This window comes from Amycolatopsis ultiminotia (assembly GCF_039536925.1).
Taxonomy (GTDB): Bacteria; Actinomycetota; Actinomycetes; order Mycobacteriales; family Pseudonocardiaceae; genus Amycolatopsis; species Amycolatopsis ultiminotia.
The window spans coordinates 24192-41571 of sequence record NZ_BAAAZN010000008.1; the positions used below are offsets into that span (position 1 = coordinate 24192).

Annotated in this window: 17 protein-coding genes, 1 tRNA gene and 1 pseudogene; 14 read left to right on the top strand and 5 right to left on the bottom strand. The window is 67.1% G+C overall.

Going from position 1 to position 17380, the window contains the following annotated elements:
* Nucleotides 1–11 precede the first annotated feature (11 nt).
* Complete coding sequence (locus ABD793_RS19355) at nucleotides 12–443, top strand: condensation domain-containing protein (RefSeq protein ID WP_344862474.1); 432 nt, start codon at nucleotides 12–14, stop codon at nucleotides 441–443.
* Between the two features lie 56 nt (nucleotides 444–499).
* The gene (locus ABD793_RS19360; RefSeq protein WP_344861856.1) at nucleotides 500–1738 is read left to right on the top strand and encodes an MFS transporter; all 1239 of its coding nucleotides are present in this window, start codon (nucleotides 500–502) and stop codon (nucleotides 1736–1738) included.
* Nucleotides 1739–1785: 47 nt separating this feature from the next.
* Here the strand turns inward: ABD793_RS19360 and ABD793_RS19365 are convergent, their stop codons facing one another.
* Nucleotides 1786–3000, bottom strand: coding sequence for an aspartate aminotransferase family protein (locus tag ABD793_RS19365; RefSeq protein ID WP_344862476.1), 1215 nt, complete (start codon nucleotides 2998–3000; stop codon nucleotides 1786–1788).
* A gap of 320 nt (nucleotides 3001–3320) precedes the next feature.
* On the opposite strand from ABD793_RS19365, the gene ABD793_RS19370 reads away from it, so the two are divergent.
* The gene (locus ABD793_RS19370; RefSeq protein WP_344861858.1) at nucleotides 3321–3965 is read left to right on the top strand and encodes a DUF2461 family protein; all 645 of its coding nucleotides are present in this window, start codon (nucleotides 3321–3323) and stop codon (nucleotides 3963–3965) included.
* A 586-nt stretch (nucleotides 3966–4551) separates the two neighbouring features.
* Nucleotides 4552–5082 (top strand): annotated as a pseudogene (locus tag ABD793_RS19375) (GGDEF domain-containing protein); the annotation flags it as partial.
* Nucleotides 5083–5317: 235 nt separating this feature from the next.
* Here the strand turns inward: ABD793_RS19375 and ABD793_RS19380 are convergent.
* Both ABD793_RS19380 and ABD793_RS19385 read right to left on the bottom strand, forming a co-directional pair.
* On the bottom strand, nucleotides 5318–5767 hold the full coding sequence (locus ABD793_RS19380; RefSeq protein WP_344861860.1) for a hypothetical protein: 450 nt from the start codon (nucleotides 5765–5767) through the stop codon (nucleotides 5318–5320).
* A gap of 266 nt (nucleotides 5768–6033) precedes the next feature.
* Nucleotides 6034–6609, bottom strand: coding sequence for an AAA family ATPase (locus ABD793_RS19385; protein WP_344861862.1), 576 nt, complete (start codon nucleotides 6607–6609; stop codon nucleotides 6034–6036).
* On the opposite strand from ABD793_RS19385, the gene ABD793_RS19390 reads away from it, so the two are divergent.
* Complete coding sequence (locus ABD793_RS19390) at nucleotides 6608–6940, top strand: hypothetical protein (protein ID WP_344861864.1); 333 nt, start codon at nucleotides 6608–6610, stop codon at nucleotides 6938–6940. The genes ABD793_RS19385 and ABD793_RS19390 overlap by 2 nt on opposite strands.
* 51 nt (nucleotides 6941–6991) lie before the next feature.
* On the opposite strand, the gene ABD793_RS19395 is transcribed toward ABD793_RS19390, so the two are convergent.
* Nucleotides 6992–8428, bottom strand: a complete 1437-nt coding sequence (locus ABD793_RS19395; RefSeq protein ID WP_344861866.1) for an SNIPE associated domain-containing protein — start codon at nucleotides 8426–8428, stop codon at nucleotides 6992–6994.
* A gap of 614 nt (nucleotides 8429–9042) precedes the next feature.
* Here ABD793_RS19395 and ABD793_RS19400 point away from each other — a divergent pair.
* A complete protein-coding gene (locus tag ABD793_RS19400; protein ID WP_344861868.1) occupies nucleotides 9043–10098 on the top strand; it encodes a tyrosine-type recombinase/integrase in 1056 nt (351 codons plus the stop codon).
* Nucleotides 10099–10493: 395 nt separating this feature from the next.
* Here the strand turns inward: ABD793_RS19400 and ABD793_RS19405 are convergent.
* A tRNA-Lys gene (locus tag ABD793_RS19405) sits at nucleotides 10494–10566 on the bottom strand.
* 800 nt (nucleotides 10567–11366) lie between these two features.
* On the opposite strand from ABD793_RS19405, the gene ABD793_RS19410 reads away from it, so the two are divergent.
* The 8 genes from ABD793_RS19410 to ABD793_RS19445 all read left to right on the top strand — a co-directional run bounded on the left by ABD793_RS19410 (nucleotide 11367) and on the right by ABD793_RS19445 (nucleotide 17358).
* A complete protein-coding gene (locus tag ABD793_RS19410; RefSeq protein ID WP_344861871.1) occupies nucleotides 11367–11702 on the top strand; it encodes a hypothetical protein in 336 nt (111 codons plus the stop codon).
* Nucleotides 11703–11993: 291 nt separating this feature from the next.
* A complete protein-coding gene (locus ABD793_RS19415) occupies nucleotides 11994–12458 on the top strand; it encodes an SDR family oxidoreductase (RefSeq protein ID WP_344861872.1) in 465 nt (154 codons plus the stop codon).
* A 288-nt stretch (nucleotides 12459–12746) separates the two neighbouring features.
* Nucleotides 12747–13493, top strand: a complete 747-nt coding sequence (locus ABD793_RS19420) for an HpcH/HpaI aldolase family protein (protein WP_344861874.1) — start codon at nucleotides 12747–12749, stop codon at nucleotides 13491–13493.
* Nucleotides 13490–14221, top strand: coding sequence for a CoA transferase subunit A (locus tag ABD793_RS19425; RefSeq protein ID WP_344861876.1), 732 nt, complete (start codon nucleotides 13490–13492; stop codon nucleotides 14219–14221). The genes ABD793_RS19420 and ABD793_RS19425 overlap by 4 nt, the downstream gene beginning before the upstream one ends.
* Entirely contained in the window at nucleotides 14218–14889 is a 672-nt protein-coding gene (locus tag ABD793_RS19430; RefSeq protein ID WP_344861878.1) for a 3-oxoacid CoA-transferase subunit B, read from the top strand. The genes ABD793_RS19425 and ABD793_RS19430 overlap by 4 nt, the downstream gene beginning before the upstream one ends.
* The gene (locus ABD793_RS19435; protein ID WP_344861880.1) at nucleotides 14886–16043 is read left to right on the top strand and encodes a thiolase domain-containing protein; all 1158 of its coding nucleotides are present in this window, start codon (nucleotides 14886–14888) and stop codon (nucleotides 16041–16043) included. Before ABD793_RS19430 ends, ABD793_RS19435 begins: the two co-directional genes overlap by 4 nt.
* Nucleotides 16040–16438 carry a Zn-ribbon domain-containing OB-fold protein gene (locus tag ABD793_RS19440; RefSeq protein ID WP_344861882.1) on the top strand — a complete coding sequence of 133 codons (399 nt, stop codon included), beginning with the start codon at nucleotides 16040–16042 and terminating at the stop codon, nucleotides 16436–16438. Before ABD793_RS19435 ends, ABD793_RS19440 begins: the two co-directional genes overlap by 4 nt.
* Nucleotides 16435–17358 (top strand): cupin domain-containing protein, encoded by a 924-nt coding sequence (locus tag ABD793_RS19445; protein WP_344861884.1) that lies wholly within the window; start codon nucleotides 16435–16437, stop codon nucleotides 17356–17358. Before ABD793_RS19440 ends, ABD793_RS19445 begins: the two co-directional genes overlap by 4 nt.
* Nucleotides 17359–17380 lie beyond the last annotated feature (22 nt).

The window sequence follows — 17380 nt, forward strand, 5'->3', positions numbered from 1 at the left end:
TGCGAGCTGATCTGTCTGGTGACCCGACGGTGGAGCAGTTGCTGCGGCGGATTCGGAAGACCGACCTGGCGGCTTTGGAACATCACGCGTATCCCTTCGACAAGGTAATCGAGCTGGTGAATCCGACGCGCTCGATGTCGTACAACCCAGGCATTCAAGTATTGCTCGCCTTTCAGGTGGGTGAACTCGTACCGCCCCGGCTTCCCGGCGTCGTCGCCGAAGCACAGCAACTCGACGTGGGGATCGCCAAGTTCGCCCTCACGTTCGAGTTGACCGAGTGTTCCACAGAGTCGTCGGAACCGGACGGGATTACCGGCCATCTGGAGTTCGCAGCGGATCTGTTTGACCAGAACATGGCTGAATGCATAGTGCAAGAGCTGCGAAGTCTGCTCACGTTCTTGGTGCGGGAGCCCGCGCGGCAGCTGGACGAACTGGACTGGTGACGGGAGCTAGGGGATTGGTGCACTCCGACGAGGCTCCGAAAGGTTCCGTCTCTCGCTTGGCGAAGATCGTCCCGCCGCTGTTGCTTCGCATTCCATTCCGGCGCTACTGGACGGCGCAGACGATCTCCTACCTCGGTGACCAGGTCACTTTTGTGGCGTTACCGCTGATCGCCGTGCTCGCGTTGGACGCAAGCGCCGGGGAAGTGTCGATCCTCTCGGCGGCCGGAACGCTGCCAAATCTGCTGTTTGCCCTGCATGCGGGTGTCTTCGTGGACCGGTTCGGACGACGGCGGAAGCTGATGATCGCGACCGATCTGCTGCGCGCCTGTCTGTTGGTGACGGTTCCGGTGGCCTACTGGGCGGGGCTGCTGTCGATGGCGCACCTGTATGTAGTGGCATTCCTGACCGGGGCGCTGGCAGTCGTGTTCGGGATCTGTGCCAACAGCTTGTTCACCGCGCTGGTCGACCGCCGGGATTTCGTTTCGGCGAATTCCCTGGTGAAAGGCAGTTACTACTTCTCGTGGGCGGCGGGCCCGTCGGCGGGCGGGGCGCTGGTGCAGGCGCTGTCCGGGCCGATCGCCCTGCTCGCGGACGTGGTTTCCTTCCTGGGGTCGGCTTTGCTGCTCCGGAGCATCACGCCGGAGGAGCCGCCGCGGGCGAAGACGGGGCGCGACCATCTTCGGGAGGGCTTCGCGTTCATCCGCCGAGTACCCGCCCTGCTGGCGAAGTTCCTCGTCGACGCAGGACTGAACTTCTTCTACACCATCTACTTCACGCTGCTGCTGCTGTTCGCGATCGACGAGTTGCACCTGCCCGCGGTCGCGACCGGTTTCATGCTGGCCGCGGGAGCAGTGGGTGCCTTGATTGGGGCGATGGTGACGACGCGGGTGACCAGCCGGATCGGCGTCGGGTGGGCGTTCCTCGGCGGAGGATTCCTCTACCTCGGCGCGTTGGTGCTCGCGCCGATCGCGCACGGGCCCGTCTGGCTCGCCACCGGGTTCCTGGTCGTCGCGGAGCTGCTGTCCGGGATCGGCCTGATGGTCTGCGACATCGCGGGTAGCTCGATTCAGCAGGCGCTGACCCCGGATCGGGTCCGCGGTCGAGTCCAAGGGGTCTTCATGGTTTTCAACAACGGTTCCCGCCCCCTAGGCGCGCTTCTCGCCGGGGTGCTCGGCACCTGGCTCGGGCTCCGGACGACCTTCCTCGTCGCAGTGCTCGGCGGCCTCGTCTGTGTGCTGTTGGTAGTGCCTTCCTCGATCCGGCGGATGCGGGAGCTGCCGGAGGAGGCGGCTTGACGCTTCCTTCCCTGGGGCAGCTTCCGCATCCGCCGAACCTGCCTGGATCAGGCCGGCGCGAGGTCTGCCGCAAGGTCGTGCAGAGCGCTCGCGTACGCGTCCACGGCTTGCTCGGTGTGCGTCACCGAAAGGGTCCACTCCTGGTCGCGGTTCGGTGCCGTGAAGACCCCGCGGTTGAAGCAGTACAGCCAGAACAGCCGGCTCAGGTCGGTGTCCCGGTTGGCTTGGAAGCTGCGGTAGTCGGTCACCTTCTCCGCGGCGAAAGTGACGCAGCCCTTCGCTCCCAGCCCCAACGAATACCCCGGCAAGCCGAACTCGTCGAGGACCTTGTTGCAGGCTCCGATTAGGCGGTCGTTGAGCCGTTCGACATGCCGGTACGCGTCGGGGGTCAGCACGTCCGTCAGGCTGGACCGCGCCGCGGCCATGCCGAGTGGATTTCCGTTGTACGTCCCGACCTGATAGACGCTCCCGTCCTTCACCACGGACATGACGTCTTCGCTGCCGCCGACCGCGCCGAGCGGGAAACCGCCACCCAGTGTCTTCGCCAGGGTCACCATGTCCGGCCGAACCCCGAACCGTTCCACGGCGCCACCGGCCGCCAAGGTGAGGCCGGTCTTCACTTCGTCGAAGATCAGGATGACGCCGTGGCGTTCGGTGATTTCCCGTACCGCTTCGAGATAGCCAGGCTCGGGGAGGATTAGCCGCATGTTCATGGGGGAGGCCTCCATGATCACGCAGGCTGGCTTGCTCCCCTCCTTGGTCGGCTTTTCGATCCTGTGTTCCATCGATCGAGCGTCGTTGTACGGCACGGCGAAGGTAAGATCGACGGTACTCCGGGGAATGCCGGCGCCGTAGGGAACCGAAACGAGAGCGTCGGGCTCGCCGATTTCTTCGTATTCCCCCGCGATAGAGACCATCACCGAATCATGATGACCGTGGTAGGAGCCGAAGATCTTCATGACCGGTTCCCGGCCAGTGTAGGCGCGAGCGATCCTGATCGCATCCATCGTCGCTTCGGAGCCGGAGTTAGTGTACCGCCACTGCGGGATCTGCCACCGGCGTTTGAGTTCCTCGGCCACGACGACAGAATCCTCGGTAGGCGCCGCGAAATGGGTCCCCTTCTCGTAACGCTCCCGTATCGCAGCACCGATCACCGGGTGCGCATGCCCCTGGATCATCGAGCCGAATCCGTTGTGGAAGTCCCACAGGGCGTTGCCATCGACATCCCAGGCCTTCGGGCCTTTCCCGCGATCGAGATATATGGGCCACGGGGCGCGAAACTGATAAGATGAGGAGGCTCCTCCGGAAAGTGATTACGTAGCGCGGTCGAGCATTTTCGCCGATTCGGTGGTCCGGCGCCTGGTTTCTTCGTCTTCCCGATCGAGAAGGTCCAGTGGTCGATTGCGGTCTATTCGAGCCGTCGTCTGAGTCACGATAGTAGCGCCCTTCGGTCACCGGTTTACCACAAGCTAACAGGGCTCAAGCGTGGTGAACCAGTGTGCAACTGTGGAACGGTTTTCAGCGACGCTCCAGCGGTGGCCCGCGGCTGCGGAGCGCGACGTGGTCGGGGATACTGACTCGTATGCACCGTGACTTTTTCGGATGGCCGGAGGCGGCCTTCGACGTGCTCCTGCGGCTCGAAGGCGATCCTTCGACGGCGGCGCGAGAGTCGCTGCGGAAGGACCGTGAGCGGTTGGTCCGGCAGCCGATGGTCGCGCTCATGGACGCGCTCGCCTTCCGCTCCGAATTGTTCGAGGATCACTCGGTCTCGGGTTTTCGCAGTACGCCATGGTGGTGGCAACATCAGTGCGCGGTCGTGCGCCTCGCCAAGAACGTGGAGATCGGGCTGCGCTTCGACCTCGATGGTCTACGCCTGCAGGGAGCCTGGTGGTATGCGACCCCGGGACAGGTGGAGCGCTACCGGGCCTCTGTGGCAGACGAAGCGTCTGGCTCCGTTCTCGCGAACGGTGTCGGGGAACTGGTGGACGGCGGCTACGAGATCACCGGCGAAAAACTCAAGCGAGTCCCCCAGGGCTTCTCGGCTGACCACCCGCGGGCAGAGCTCCTGCGCCACCGGTCGTTGCTGGCGGTCAGGGAACTCGGCTGTGACGACTGGTTGCATTCCGCTGAGGCGTTGAACCGGGTATGGCTCGCGTGCCGGGAGTTGGAACCCGTGCTTTTCTGGCTGGCGAAACATGTTGCCCCGCCCGGCGCGGAGGACCGCTGACCGCTTGCCAGAGCGATCATGGCAAGTCTGGCGTCACAAAGACTCTCGACCTGCCTCAAGTCCCTTGTGCGTGCTGGAACTGGGGGAAGAGCTGTGTCGGCGTGGACGAGGTCGGCGTCGGCGGGGCTGGGGGTCTGCTCGCCCGGGGTGTGGAGGCGGGACGGGGGTCGTCAAGCGGTGCGGGCAGGAGGATCAGGTGGATCTGCCGGTCGCGCGTTGTCAATGTTGTCGGGTGCGTTGCTGTCGTGGCTGACCGGTTCCCGTGGCGGCGGGTGATGGTGGTGTGCGATCTGTCCGGGAGGGGCTGGTCACAGTGATCGCGGTGCCGATGGCGCCGTTGCCGCTGCCGGCGGTGGTGCTGGTGCAGCTGGCGGAGGCACCGTTCTCGGCGGCGCAGGGTGCGGTGATGCCGTCGCGATCATCCACTGCATCACGGCCATCAAGCACGTCCGCGAATTCTTGGGCAGCCAGTCGGACAGTCTGCTCGAGGCCACGCGGCGCGCCGGTGCGTGTTCGTCGCCCTCGCGCTGCTGTGGTGGCCACCGACCGCCTTCCTCATGATCATCCCGATGCTGGCCCTGCGCCAGTGTGTTCTGCTCGACCAGCTGCGCCCGGACGCTCGGATCGATCACCGCACCGGCCTATTGCACGCCGTCGCCTGGCAAGAGCAAGCCAAAGCGGAACTCGCCCGCGTCCGCGCGGAACACGCGCGGGTCGCGATCCTGATGATCGATCTCGACTGGTTCAAGACCATCAACGACACCCACGGTCACCTCGTCGGCGACGAAGCCCTGCTCAAAGTCGCGAAAGTGCTCACCACCTAGTACGGCGAGGCGACAGCGCCGGCCACTACGGCGGCGAAGAGTTCGCCGTGCTGCTGCCCGGGGTCGATGAAGCCGAAGCCCGCGACATCGCCGAACGCATCCGCACCCGGATCCACGCCTTGCACCTCAGGGACCCCAGCGACCAACCTGTGCCCCTCACCGCCACCATCGGCGGCGCCGTATACCTCGATATCCCCGAACACAGCATCGAAGGACTGCTCCGCGCCGCCGATGCCGCCCTCTATGCCGGCAAGACCGCCGGACGCAACCGAGTCGCTCTCGCCGCGCCTTAAGGCCGCATCGGCGCCAGCCCGTCACCGCCGCACAGTCCGGTCACCAGCTAGTTCTGCTCGGAAGAGCGCATTCAGTCGGGGATGGGCAGGTTGGCTAGCGTTTGAAGACTCGGATTCGGGATGGAACCGGGACAGAGGAGCGAGTCGGCTCTCATTAGGGGGAGGGTGGGCGCCGGACCCCCGGTCCCACCGTAGCCGGATTGCCAGGCCGAACAGGTCCGTTGACCTGTTTTGCTCACTTGGCTGTGAGTGATCGGTTACGGTGAAAGAGCGAGCAGACCCCGGTCAGGTCGGCTCGAGAACCGGTGCGCAGCTCGGTGGCTGATGCGAACGCACGAAACCGGCTCACCTCGTTCCCGTCGCGGCGACGTAGCCATGCCTCCCACCAGAACAGCTGCCCTGGCGCCGGGAACTCAGCCGGCGGATCGGTCCACAACGCCGCGATCGACGCCGTCCGCGCGGCCCGGACACGATCCACGAGATCCCGGTTGCGGGGCTTCGCGGCATCCGCGGTTTCGACGTATTGCGTGATCCGGTCCAGGAAGTGGGTGAGCTTGCCTTGCGGGACGAACACGGTGGCCCGTTCCACGGTGACGCCGTCGCCGAGATCGACCTCCTGCACCGCACGCAGCTCCGGATGGAGGGTGCCTTGTCGGGGATCGAGTTTCTCCAGCGCGAGCTGCACCCCCGGGGAAGCTCTCGAAGCTGACGTAGGCGCCGTCGATCGCGCCCTCGACCTGCACCTCACGCTGACGCCGGCGCACTTCGGCGTCAGCATCGACCTGGCGCAGGGCGTCGTACAACTGCTCGCCGTGTTGGCGCCGGTCCGCCGGCACGGGTGTGGCTGGGCCGTTGATTGCACGCGGTGGCGGTGAGTAGTCAGCGGCCTGCGCCGGGACCGGGATGAACAGGTGCGGGCGATCGCGAGGTTCGGGCATGATTTTCCGCGGGTCAGCCGAGCAGGTGCCGGTGCCGCTCCTGCAGCGCCGCGCAAATGCTCGTCGTGGTGACACGTCCGTCGTCGGTCAGGATCGCTTCCTTGGCCGCCAGATCCGCGGCGATGGTGATCTCGCCGTGGCTGAGGCCGTCGGCAGCAGCGTCGACCTTCGACCAGCTCAGCTGGTCGGTGGGGACGTTGGCCAAGCGGGTCCGGATCACGTCGCGCACGACCTCGCCGGCGGGCAGCGGATAGTCGTTCACGGCGTCGAACCGGCGGAACATCGCTCGGTCCAGTAGTTGCGGGTGGTTGCTCGTGGCCACCAGCAGGCTGTCCGAGGTGTCGACTGCAAGGAACTGCAGGAACGAGTTCAGCACCCGTCGGATCTCGCCCACGTCGTTGCCGGCGGCGCGGTCACCCGCGAGGGCGTCGACCTCGTCGAACAGGTAGACGCCGCGGGTCTGCGACAACGCGTCGAAAATCAGCCGTAGCTTCGCGGCCGTCTCTCCCATGAACTTGGTGATGAGCCCGTCGAGCCGGATCATGAAAAGGGGAAGCCGCAGCTCGTCGGCCAGTACATGTGCCGACATGGTCTTTCCGGTTCCCGGTGGGCCGGTGAGCAGCAATCGCCGCAGACGTTGGAAGCCCGTGCGACCTCAGGCGGTCGCTTTGGCGTTGCTCCAACAGCACGCGTTCGAGGCGTTGCCGGACACCCTCGTCCAGCGCCAGGTCAGTGAGGAGGTTCTGCGGGTAGGTGACCGTCAGCAACTGCGCCAGTTCGCCGCGCGGCTGGACCACCGGGACCGGACGCGCCGCCGTCGCGTTGCGGCCTTGCTGGATCCGCAGAGCGTCGACAAGGTCTCGCAGATCCTGGGCGAACCGGTTCTGTCCTTGCCGCGCCGCACCGGCGGCGACCTGTAGAGCTACCGAGTAGAAGCGGGTGTCGTCGCCTTCCGCATGGCTTTTACCTGGTCAGCCGTGGCCACGACCGCACCTCCCTCCGCGAGTAAGCACTGTATTCGACCATAGCGCTCCCGGCAGACGGTGCAGCCCAGTAGACGTCCCAATGCGTGGCTGGTTCATCACCAGATCAGCAGAGCCGTCAGCGGCGATCCGGGTGCTGCAGGAATGCAGGCCTGTGTCACGCGGCAGGGGCGGCGCTTGCTCCGAGACTCTGGCGGTATTCCATGGCTTCGGGGTCGTCGCGGTAGTCCAGGAGATTGCCGGTGAGGTTGACCAGCAGAGTTTTGACCTCTGCCGGGTGGCGCGGAAGTACTCCCGGCGCCGGTTGACCCGGTTGAGACGTCGGTCCTCGAGCTGGGCGTGCAGCTGGTGCTCGATGCCGACGGCGTCGGAAGAGAAGAACAAGGCATGCACGTCGAAGCGGAACGGCACGGAGGCGGAGCCGAGCTCGCGTACCCGCTCCATCGGTTCGAGGCGGCGGGTCATGCCGATCTTCACGACGCCAGGCCCGAACGAGCCGATGTTGCTGATCACGTAGACGTAGCCGGCGCGAATGTTCGCCTCGCGCTGCTCGATGCCGTCGAGGGCGGCTGTGATGTCGGCCAGCTTGGCCTCGAGGTCGGCGATGCCCTGCAGATCGCCGCTGTCGCGGAGGGCGGCGATGGCGTTGACGTAGTGATTTTGCTCCTTGAGCAGCCGCTCGTGCTCACGGCGATACTCGGCCAGGGCTTTCGCTTCCTCGCGCAGCGCGGCGCGGTGCTCACGCTCTTCCTCCTTCTCTTGTTGCTTTTTCGCCAGGTAGTCGGCGGTCAGTTCGAGCTCCCTGAGCCGGGTCTGGTGGTAGGCGGGGCTGATCCGGATCGAGGCCATGGCACCGAGTTTCTCGATGGTGCGGACCGCGGTCTCCAGGCGTTTGATCGCCGATGGGAGGTTGCCGGCTTTGAGCACGCGGACACAATTCTCCGCTTCGGCGTTGTAGGCGCGCAGCATCAGCTTCGACAGGTCGCCGACGAACTTGCGGCCCTTGGCCACGGAGTTGTTGTACTGGAACGTGTCGGAGGACTCGACGGCGGTCTTCGCCTTGGTCATGTCCTTCACCACGGTCTTGAGCCGGTCGAGCTCAGCCTTGTATGCCTCGGCGTCGGCGAGCACGTGCCGGTATTGGTAGATGCCGACTTGCTGTAGCAGCCGGGCGTCGTCGGTCTCGACCACTTCGGCGCGTAGCCCGGCCAGCTGTGTCTGGAACCGGGCGAGGTCGCTGGTCATAGCCGCGGTTTCCTGCCGGTAGCGGTCCTGCTCGGTTTGCAGCTGCTGGGTCAGCGCGGTGATCTCCTGCTGCCGCTGGACTGCGTCGAGAGCGCCCAGACGCTGCAGTTCTAGGCGCAGCGCAGCGTTTTCCCGCAGCGCCGCGTCGAGTTCTTCCTGCCGTTTGCGACCACCGAACACCCGCGTCTCCCCTCGTCGGTTCCGGACCTGGCGAAGATGGTTCTCTCCGTCGCCGCGTTGCACCCTCCGCGCCGCCCAGTGCCCGAAAGCGTTGATCTTGTTCTCTGGATCTGGAGTCTGCCCGGCCGAGAGCCGGCAGAGGTACCGCCGCACAGGCGTTGGACGGCCCCTCACCCGCGACGGTTGGCCATGGCGTCGGCATCTCGGTAGGGCCTGGCCGGGGTTGCGTGGTCGGGCTCCACGGGTGTCCAGTCGCTGGCATAGACGATCGAGTGGAGTGGTCGGGAATCGAGGACGAGCATGTCGACGCGTGGAGTATTCAAGAGGTGTGGGTGCCGGAAACCGGGAAGCAGTGGGGAGCGGAGTGTCCTCGCCTGGATGAGCAAGGGCACGGATCGTGGTGGTTCACGGCTGAGGGGCCCGTCACGGATGACGGTGCGCGTTCGCGGGTGCGTCGTGGCGGGTATGCGACCGAGGAAGCGGCGGGTGAGGCGCGGAATCGCACGTTGGCGGCGGCGAAGGGAATCGGGTTGACGACCGGTCAATGGCTGGATCGTTGGCTTGCGGGCAGTCGACTGCGGCCGAGTACAGTGCGTGCTTACCGAGGGCATGTGGTGGGCTATTTGAAGCCGCGGCTGGGGGATGTGCCGGTGGCGGCGCTGAGTATTGCCGACGTCCAAACAGCCTTCACCGCGATAGCCGGTGAGGCAGGGATTGGCGGCAGGCGGCTTGCTCCGGCATCGGTGGCCCGCATCCGTTCGACGCTGAGTTCAGCATTGACCACCGCCGTCCGAAAGCAGGTTATTGCGCACAATCCGGCCAGAGGAAGGGAGATCGAGCTTCCGAAGGCGCGCAAGCCGCGGCCTCTGGTGTGGACTGATGCGCGCGTGGCGCATTGGCGTGAGACTGGCCATACGCCTGGGCCGGTGTGCGTGTGGACCCGGGAGCAAACTGTTGAGTTTCTGCGTGCCATTGCTGGGGAGAAGCGCTATCTCTATTACCACTTGATTGCGGTGACGGGTTTGCGTCGTGCTGAGGCGGCGGCGTTACGCGAGACCGATGTGGATCTTCGTGGCAGCGAGGTGTTTGTGGCGCCGCGACCAGGTCGGCAGGCGAACGACGACGGCGAGCTCAAGAGTCCGACCAGTGCTCGGACGTTGGCGCTCGACCACGTTACCGTCGGTTTGCTCAGGCGCTACATCGCTGTCCGTGGTGACGTTCCCTCCGCCGAGGACGGGAACCGCTACTTGTTCAGCGCTCCGGACGGGGGGCCTCGTGGGCTGAGTTTGTTCTCGCACGAGTTCAAAGAGTTACTTTATGGATGCACGAGTCTTCCGCCGATCCGGCTGCATGACCTCCGGCACGGCGCTGCGTCGCTGGCCTTGGCTGCGGGCAACGACCTCAAGGACATCCAGGAGATGCTCGGGCACGCCTCACTGTCTTTCACGGCCGACTACTACGTCTCGGTCTATCCCAGCCGGAGGCACGGTACGGCCGAACGGATCGGAAGCTTCTTGTTCGCCACGAAACCCAACCGGCTCGGCCGGGCCAGTCGCCAGGTCCGCTGCTGCCGGCGTCTAGCCGGGACGTCCCGTGCCCGCCACACAACCAGCGCCGAGGGTCGGCAACGGATCACAAATCCGCGGGAAAAACCGGGAATCACTAGTTGACTGCCGGTTTGACCAGCGAAAACGCTGAAATACCGTCGTATCGGTGTCTCCGATTGGGCTCGGTTGCTCAAGCCGTGCTCACTGGCTCTACGCGCAGTGCCGGTTCGGACACACCTCAGGGCACATAACGTCACGGCGTGCCAGCGGTCGGCCGCGGCAATTGGCCACGTGCTGCCGATTGCCGCGACCTATTGTCATCAGGCTGTCTACCTGCAAAAACAGGCCTAGTGGCACGGCGCCGGGTGGCGCTGGGAAATCGTCCGGGCCGCGGTCGATTTGTCACGGCTCGGACGCGGAGATCTCAACCCGGTCACGCTGCTGGACACACGTGACCCGCGGACTTCTCCGATGATCATCAAATCCAACGTTCCCGCAGGTCAACCCGCTAAAGTGAGTGGGCCGCCAGGGGCTCGAACCCTGGACCCGAGGATTAAAAGTCCTCTGCTCTACCAGCTGAGCTAGCGGCCCTCGTGTGCAGCTTACCGGCTGGGTTCTTGCTTGGTGCGTGGTGGTCGGGTGAGGTGTCGGGGTGGGGGCGTGTTCGGGGTGTCGGTAGTGATAATCGTTGCTGGGTGTCCTGGGATGTGTGGGTGTGGCACAGAAGCAGCACTGGTTTGTGCGTGCTGTGGGGGTTCGTTGGGGTCGTGTGGGGGTTCAGGGTGGGGTCATGGTTGCAGAGGTTGTGTTCGCGCCTGGATGTGGAGATGGCGGGGGATTGCGGGCTTGGTGTGCTGGTTGGCTCGTTGACTGGGTTTCCGGTCTTGCTGCTGTTCGGCCTCGGAAGGGCGGGACGGTGGCCGTACCAGGGGGCCTTCATCGTCGGCGGTACTACGGATCTGTGGATGGTGGGGTCGGTGTGGGCTCCGGCTCGCCGGCTGGGCGATTTCGGGGTGGCGGTGAGTATCGCGCCGAGCGAGCATGGTCTGGCCGCTGGCCGCTGGCCGCTGGCCGCTGGCCGCTGGCCGCTGGCCGTGTCGGTCGGGGGTATCGGCGTGTGGGCCTGTGTGCTGGCGTGCCGGGCACCAGCTTGGCGACGGTGGCACCGCCGCTGCGTTGCCAGTTGTTGGTCGTGAGCTGGACGTACCCTCCTGGCCTCGCGTGATCGCCCTCCAGGGCAGGGCGCCGGGTGCGGCGCCGTTGCCCTCGCTGGAGGAGTTGGCGGAGCAGGTGCGGTCGCAGCTTCGGTTGCCGAGTCCGGTGATCGTGTCGAGTCCGGCGGGGACGCAGCTGGTGGGGCTGCCGACCTGGCTGTGGCTGGACCGCGCGGTGTGGCAGCCGCAGTCGGCGACGGCGTCCGTGTCGGCGATATCGGTGACCGCTACCGCGACCCGGTCTCAGCGGCTTGGGCGATGGGTGATGGCAGCACCGTGACCTGCATCGGGCCCGGCACCCCATTCCCCGTTCATGGTGATCCGCAGGCGGCCTCGCCCGATTGCGGCCACACCTACCAACGATCCCCGGGCGAGCGGTTCCTGGCCACGGCGACGGTGTCGTGGCGGATCACCTGGGCTGGTGCCGGGGCCTCGGGCGCCTTCCCGGACATGACCACCAGCGCCGCGGCGTCCTTCCGGGTCGCCGAGGCCCAAGCGCTGGGCACCGGATAGGCCGGACTGCCCTTTCCCAACTGAATCCGTTTTCGTTTTTCCGGACCGCGTGTTCGCGCCGGCATTTCTTGCCGGATGAATACGTGCTGCGGGCGAGCTATTTCTGGAGGGCTTCTCGTGACCAGCACAGGCACTCCCGCACGCGACCGGTGAACCCCGGCAGGTGTCGTGGCTGGACCGTTCCGGCTCTCCCTCGCCGTCGGCTCCGGGCCGCGGGCGACGTCGCCGCGGACCTGGCGTCCGAGTCCAGGCGTGCCGCGGCCGAGGTCCTGGATCGATACGGCCGGGTCGATGTCCTGGTCCACTGCGCCGGCGGGCCGTTCACGCGGTCAATGTGGAGGCCTCGTTATTACTGCGAAGGCATTCGCGCCGGGGATGGCGGTACGGCGGTTCGGCCGCATCGTGTTCGTCGCTTCCGACACGCTGTGGTCCCCGCCCGGTGGCGAGTTCCTGCCTTACGTCGGGAGTAAGGGCGCGATGCTGGGCGTCGTCCGCACGCTGGTCGTGGACCTGGGCACCGGCGGAATCGCCGTGACCGCGGTGCCGCCGGGTCTCACCGACATGCCGATCGCGCGAAGTGTCAACGATGCTGGTCAGATCGAAGCGGTTGTCGCCACCCAAGCAATGAAGCCGGACGACGCAGCTCACGCCGTCGCTTTCCTCGCTTCTGACGGCACGGAAGCGCGTCCTGGTCGTCGACGGCGGCTCCACCATGCGGTGGACCCCGGTGCCGCCTTGCGGCGCACTGCGTGGTGATCAGCGGTTCCGGCAGGTTCCCGGGATCTGTGGTTAGCGCCGGGACTGGCTCGCGTCGCCTGTCGCTCGCAATCCCGTGCCACCACAGGAAAAGAGCTCTCTGAGTTCAGGCTGCCCGGTTCGCGGCCGGCCGTTCCCGTCTTTGCGGTTGCCTCTTGCCTGGCCGGCACATGCGTGCGATGCTACATATCGCGAACAGGCTGTTCGTATAACGAACTCGCTCGGCTTCGAACTCACCACCGGAGAGCGCGTATGTTCCAGAAGTTGCTGAGGTCCCCAGGCCCGCCCGTGATCGGGACGTTCGTCAAGATCCCCGCGTTGGAGATCGCCGAGATCATCGGTGGTGCGGGCTTCGACTTCGTCGTGATCGACACCGAACACGCCCTGCTTTCGGTCCGCGACGTCTACTCGCTGATCGTCGTGTACTCCCGGATGGGCGTGGCCCCGCTGGTCCGGATCACCGACCACGGCTACGGCGACGCCCAGCGTTACCTCGACGCGGGCGCGGCAGGCATCCTCGTACCGCACGTTTCCGATGCCACGCAGGCGAAGACGGTCATGCGGCAGTTCCTGTTCCCGCCCGAGGGCAGCCGCGGGATGGGCTACGCGGCACGCGCCGCACAGTGGGGCGCCCTCGAAGGCGGTGTGGCCGAGTACGTGCGCGCCGGCCAGGAAGACGTCGCCCGCATCGCGATGATCGAGGAGCAGGGGGCGGTCGAGGACATCGAGGGCATCCTGGCCGCGCCGGGGCTCGACGCCGTGTTCATCGGGCCTGGCGACCTGTCGCTCAGCATGGGCGTGCCCGGTGGTTCGCCCGCCGTGCACGATGCCGTCACCGGGGCGATCGAAGCCGCGGTCCGCGCCGGTGTTCCGGTCGGCACCGTGGTGGCAGGCGAGGACCAGATCCGGTTGCGGGCCGAGCAGGGCTGCCGGTTCATCCTGGTCGGCAACGACACCGGCATGATCTCCGGTGCCGCGCGCCGCGCGCTGGCCCAAGCGCGGCAGGCCGGTGCCCGGCCGGTGAGCGTGCCGTGATCGACAAGGTGCGCTCCGGCGCGGTGGCCGCGCTCACGGACGTCCACAGTGGAGCTTCGATTGCGATCGGCGGGTTCGGCCAGACCGGGGTGCCGGTCGACCTGATCGACGCACTCTGCGAGCGGGACGTGCGGCAGTTGCACATCATCGCCAACAACGGCGGCCAGGGCCTGTCCGGTGAGCGCGGCATCGGACGGCTGCTCGCCGAGAACCGGGTCGCCCGGTTTTCCTGCTCCTTCCCGGTGAACCCGGCCTTCTTCCGGCGGTACTTCGACGGCGAGGTCGAGATCGAGCTGGTGCCGCAGGGCACGCTCGCCGAGCGGCTGCGGGCGGGGGGTTCGGGCATCGGCGGCTTCTACACCCCCACCGCGGCCGGCACCATCCTCGCCGACGGTGGGTTCGTGATGCGCCACGACGCCTCCGGTGCGCCGGCCCAAACCCTGCCGACGAAGGAGAAACGGGTCATCGACGGCCGTACCTACGTGCTCGAATCCCCGCTGCGGCCCGATTTCGCGTTGGTCAAAGCCCACCGGGCGGACCGGTACGGCAACCTCCGGTTCCGGCTCGGCGCCCGCAACTTCAACCCGCTGGCCGCGATGGCCGCGGGGACGACCGTCGTGCAGGCCGACCTGCTCGAGCGCGCCGGATCCCTGCCGCCCGACGACATCCACCTGCCGGGTGTGTTCGTCGACCACCTGGTGGCGACCGAACCGGAGGTTGCGAGGTGACCACTGTCCTGCCGCCCGCCGGGCTGAGCCGGGCGCAGCTCGCCCGGCGCGTGGCCGACGACCTGCGCGACGGCTGGTGCGTGAACGTCGGCATCGGCGCACCGCTGCAGTTGCCGGCACAGGCCACGCCCGGCAAGGAAATCATCTACCACTGCGAACACGGACTGCTCGGCGTCGGCCCGCCGCCCGAAGGCGAGCCGGACCCGGACATCACCGACGCCGGCAAGAACCCCGTCACCCTGCTCGAGGGAGCGGCGGCGTTCGATTCGTCCCTGTCCTTCGCCATCGCCAGGGGCGGCCGGCTGGACCTGTGCGTGCTCGGCGCGCTGCAGGTCGCCGAGAACGGCGATCTGGCGAACTGGCTGGTCCCCGGCGGCAATCCGGGGGTGGGCGGCGCGATGGATCTGGCCGTGGGCGCGCGCCGACTCTGGGTCATGATGACGCACCTCGACAAGCAGGGAAACGCCAAGCTGCGCAAGCACTGCACGTTCCCGCTCACCGGGGCCGAGGTGGTCGACCGCGTCTACACGGACCTGGCTGTGTTCGAGTTCGCCGGCGGGGTGCTGACCCTGCGCGAATGCGCCCCCGCCGTCACCCCGGACCAGCTCGCCACGCTGACCGAAGCCACTTTCACCGTCGATCTGTGGACCCGAGGAGAACTCGAATGACCAGACAGGTGTCCGCGCGGATAGCCGGGGCCTTCGAACATCCGCAGCGCAAGATCCCCGGCAAGACCGTGCCCCAGGTGGTCGCCGAGGTCGCCTACGGCGCACTCGCCGACGCCGGGCTGGGACTGGCCGATGTGGACGGTTTCTTCTGCGCCGAAGTCCCCGGCCTCGGCTCGATCGGGATGGCCGACTACCTCGGGCTGACCGATCTGTCCTATGTGGACGTGACCGAAGGCGGCGGCGCGTCCTACGTGATGCACGCCGGGCACGCAGTGGCGGCGGTGGCGGCGGGCAAGTGCCGGGTGGCGCTGGTCGCGATGGCCGGGCTGCCGTTGTCGGCGGGCCGCTCGGGCGGCGCCGAGCGCGGTCCGGAGCATCCTTACGAGTCGCACTACGGCGTCACCGTCCCGGCCGGGTACGCATTGGCGGCGCAGCGGCACATGTACGAGTACGGCACCACCTCCGAGCAGCTCGCGGAGGTCAAGGTCGCGGCCGCGCACCACGCGCAGTACAACCCGAACGCGGTGCTGCGCAAGCCCGTCACGATCGCCGACGTGGTCGGCTCGCCGCTGATCTCCGACCCGCTGCACCGGCTGGACTGCTGCGTCACCACCGACGGCGGCGGTGCGCTGGTGATCGTCGCCGAGGACGTCGCCCGCACGCTGCCCGGCCGCACGGTCAAGATCCTCGGCCATGGGGAGACCATCAAGCACAGCGCGGCCGGCGGGATCGACCTGACCTACACCGGTGCCGCGATCTCCGGCCCGCGCGCGTTCGCCGAGGCGGGCCTGACCCCGCGTGACGTCGATTACCTGTCCTGCTACGACTCGTTCACCATCACCGTGCTGATGAGCCTGGAGGACCTCGGCTTCTGCGAGAAGGGCAAGGGCGGGGCGTTCGTCACCGACGGCACACTGCGCGGGCCGGACGGATTGCTGCCGTTCAACACCGACGGCGGTGGCCTGTGCAACAACCACCCGGACTTCCGCGGCGGCATGGTCCGCACGATCGAGGCGGTCCGCCAGCTCCGCGGCGAGGCCGCGCCGGAGGTCCAGGTGCCGGGCTGCCGGATCGGGCTGGTCCAGGCGCACGGCGGCAGCCTCGGCTTCCGCACCGCCGCGGCGACCATGCTGCTCGGAACGGAGGACGCATGAGCGTCGAAGACCCGGTACTCACCCGCTTTCAGGAAGGGCTGGCCGCGGGCAGGCTGGACCTGCCGCGCTGCACCGGCTGTGCGGCGCTGATCTGGTACCCCCGGGCCCGCTGCCCGCACTGCATGTCGGAAAACCTCGGCTGGGAAGCACTTTCCGGCACCGGCACCGTGTACTCCTACACGGTCAACCGGCGCGGTCAGGGAAAGTACGCCGGAGCGGATCCGTTCGTGATCGCCTACGTCCAGCTGACCGAGGGCCCCCGTGTGCTGTCCCATGTGGACATCGAGGGGACTCCGTGGATCGGCCTGCCCGTCCGGTTCGTCCACGGACTGGACGAGGACGGAGAGCTACAGCTGAGGTTCGAGCGAGACCCGCACGCGAAGGAGATCCGATGACCTACGCCAAGGACGACCTCCGGTCGGCGCTGACCACGACCAGCGCCCCGGCCCCGCGCGCCACCGGGCCGGCCGCCGCGCCGGAGTTCCTCGACTTCTCCATCACCGCACCCGACGTGGTCACGCCGGGTGGCAGCAGGCAGTGGATCGTACGGGGCCAGAACTTCGTGCTCATCCACACCGAACCCGTGCCCGGCGACCTGATCTTCTCGGGCGAGCTGGCTTCCGAGCAGGTCGTGCTGGTGATCGACGAGAGCAGCGGCATCCGCGGCTCTTCGCCGGATTCGGCCGACGCACACACCGTGAACGGGCCCGCCCTCGTGGTCGTCCCGCCCGGCGCCAGCGAGCTCGTCAGCACCGGCAGCGGCCAGATCACCCAGCTGATCCAGTCCGACGAGCTCGACTGGGCCGCCCGTGCGTCCAATGCGGGCAGTTACGCCCAGCCGCATCCCCACGTCGCACCGCTGCAACCCTGGCCAGAGCCGGTCGGCGGGTACCGCTGGCGCACCTACCGGATGGCCGACGTGCCCGACGACCCGAAACGCTTCGGCCGCATCTTCCGCACCCGTGCGTTCATGGTCAACTTCATCCGGCCGAACAACGGGCCGCGCAACCCGCACAAGCTGTCCCCGCACTTCCACGACGATTTCGAGCAGTGCAGCCTGATCGTCGCCGGCACGTACGTGCACCACATCCAGACGCCGTGGGGCACCGACGCCGACCAGTGGCGGCCCGAGGACCACGCCCGCGTCGGCAGCCCGTCGGCGACCGTCATCCCGCCGCCGACGGTGCACACCTCCCAGGCCATCGGGTCCGGCGTCAACCACCTGATCGACATCTTCTCCGGTCCCCGCCACGATTTCTCCGCCCAGCCCGGTTGGGTGCTCAACGCAGACGAATACCCGGCACCACGCGATTGACCCCCTGCTGTGTCTGACCTTC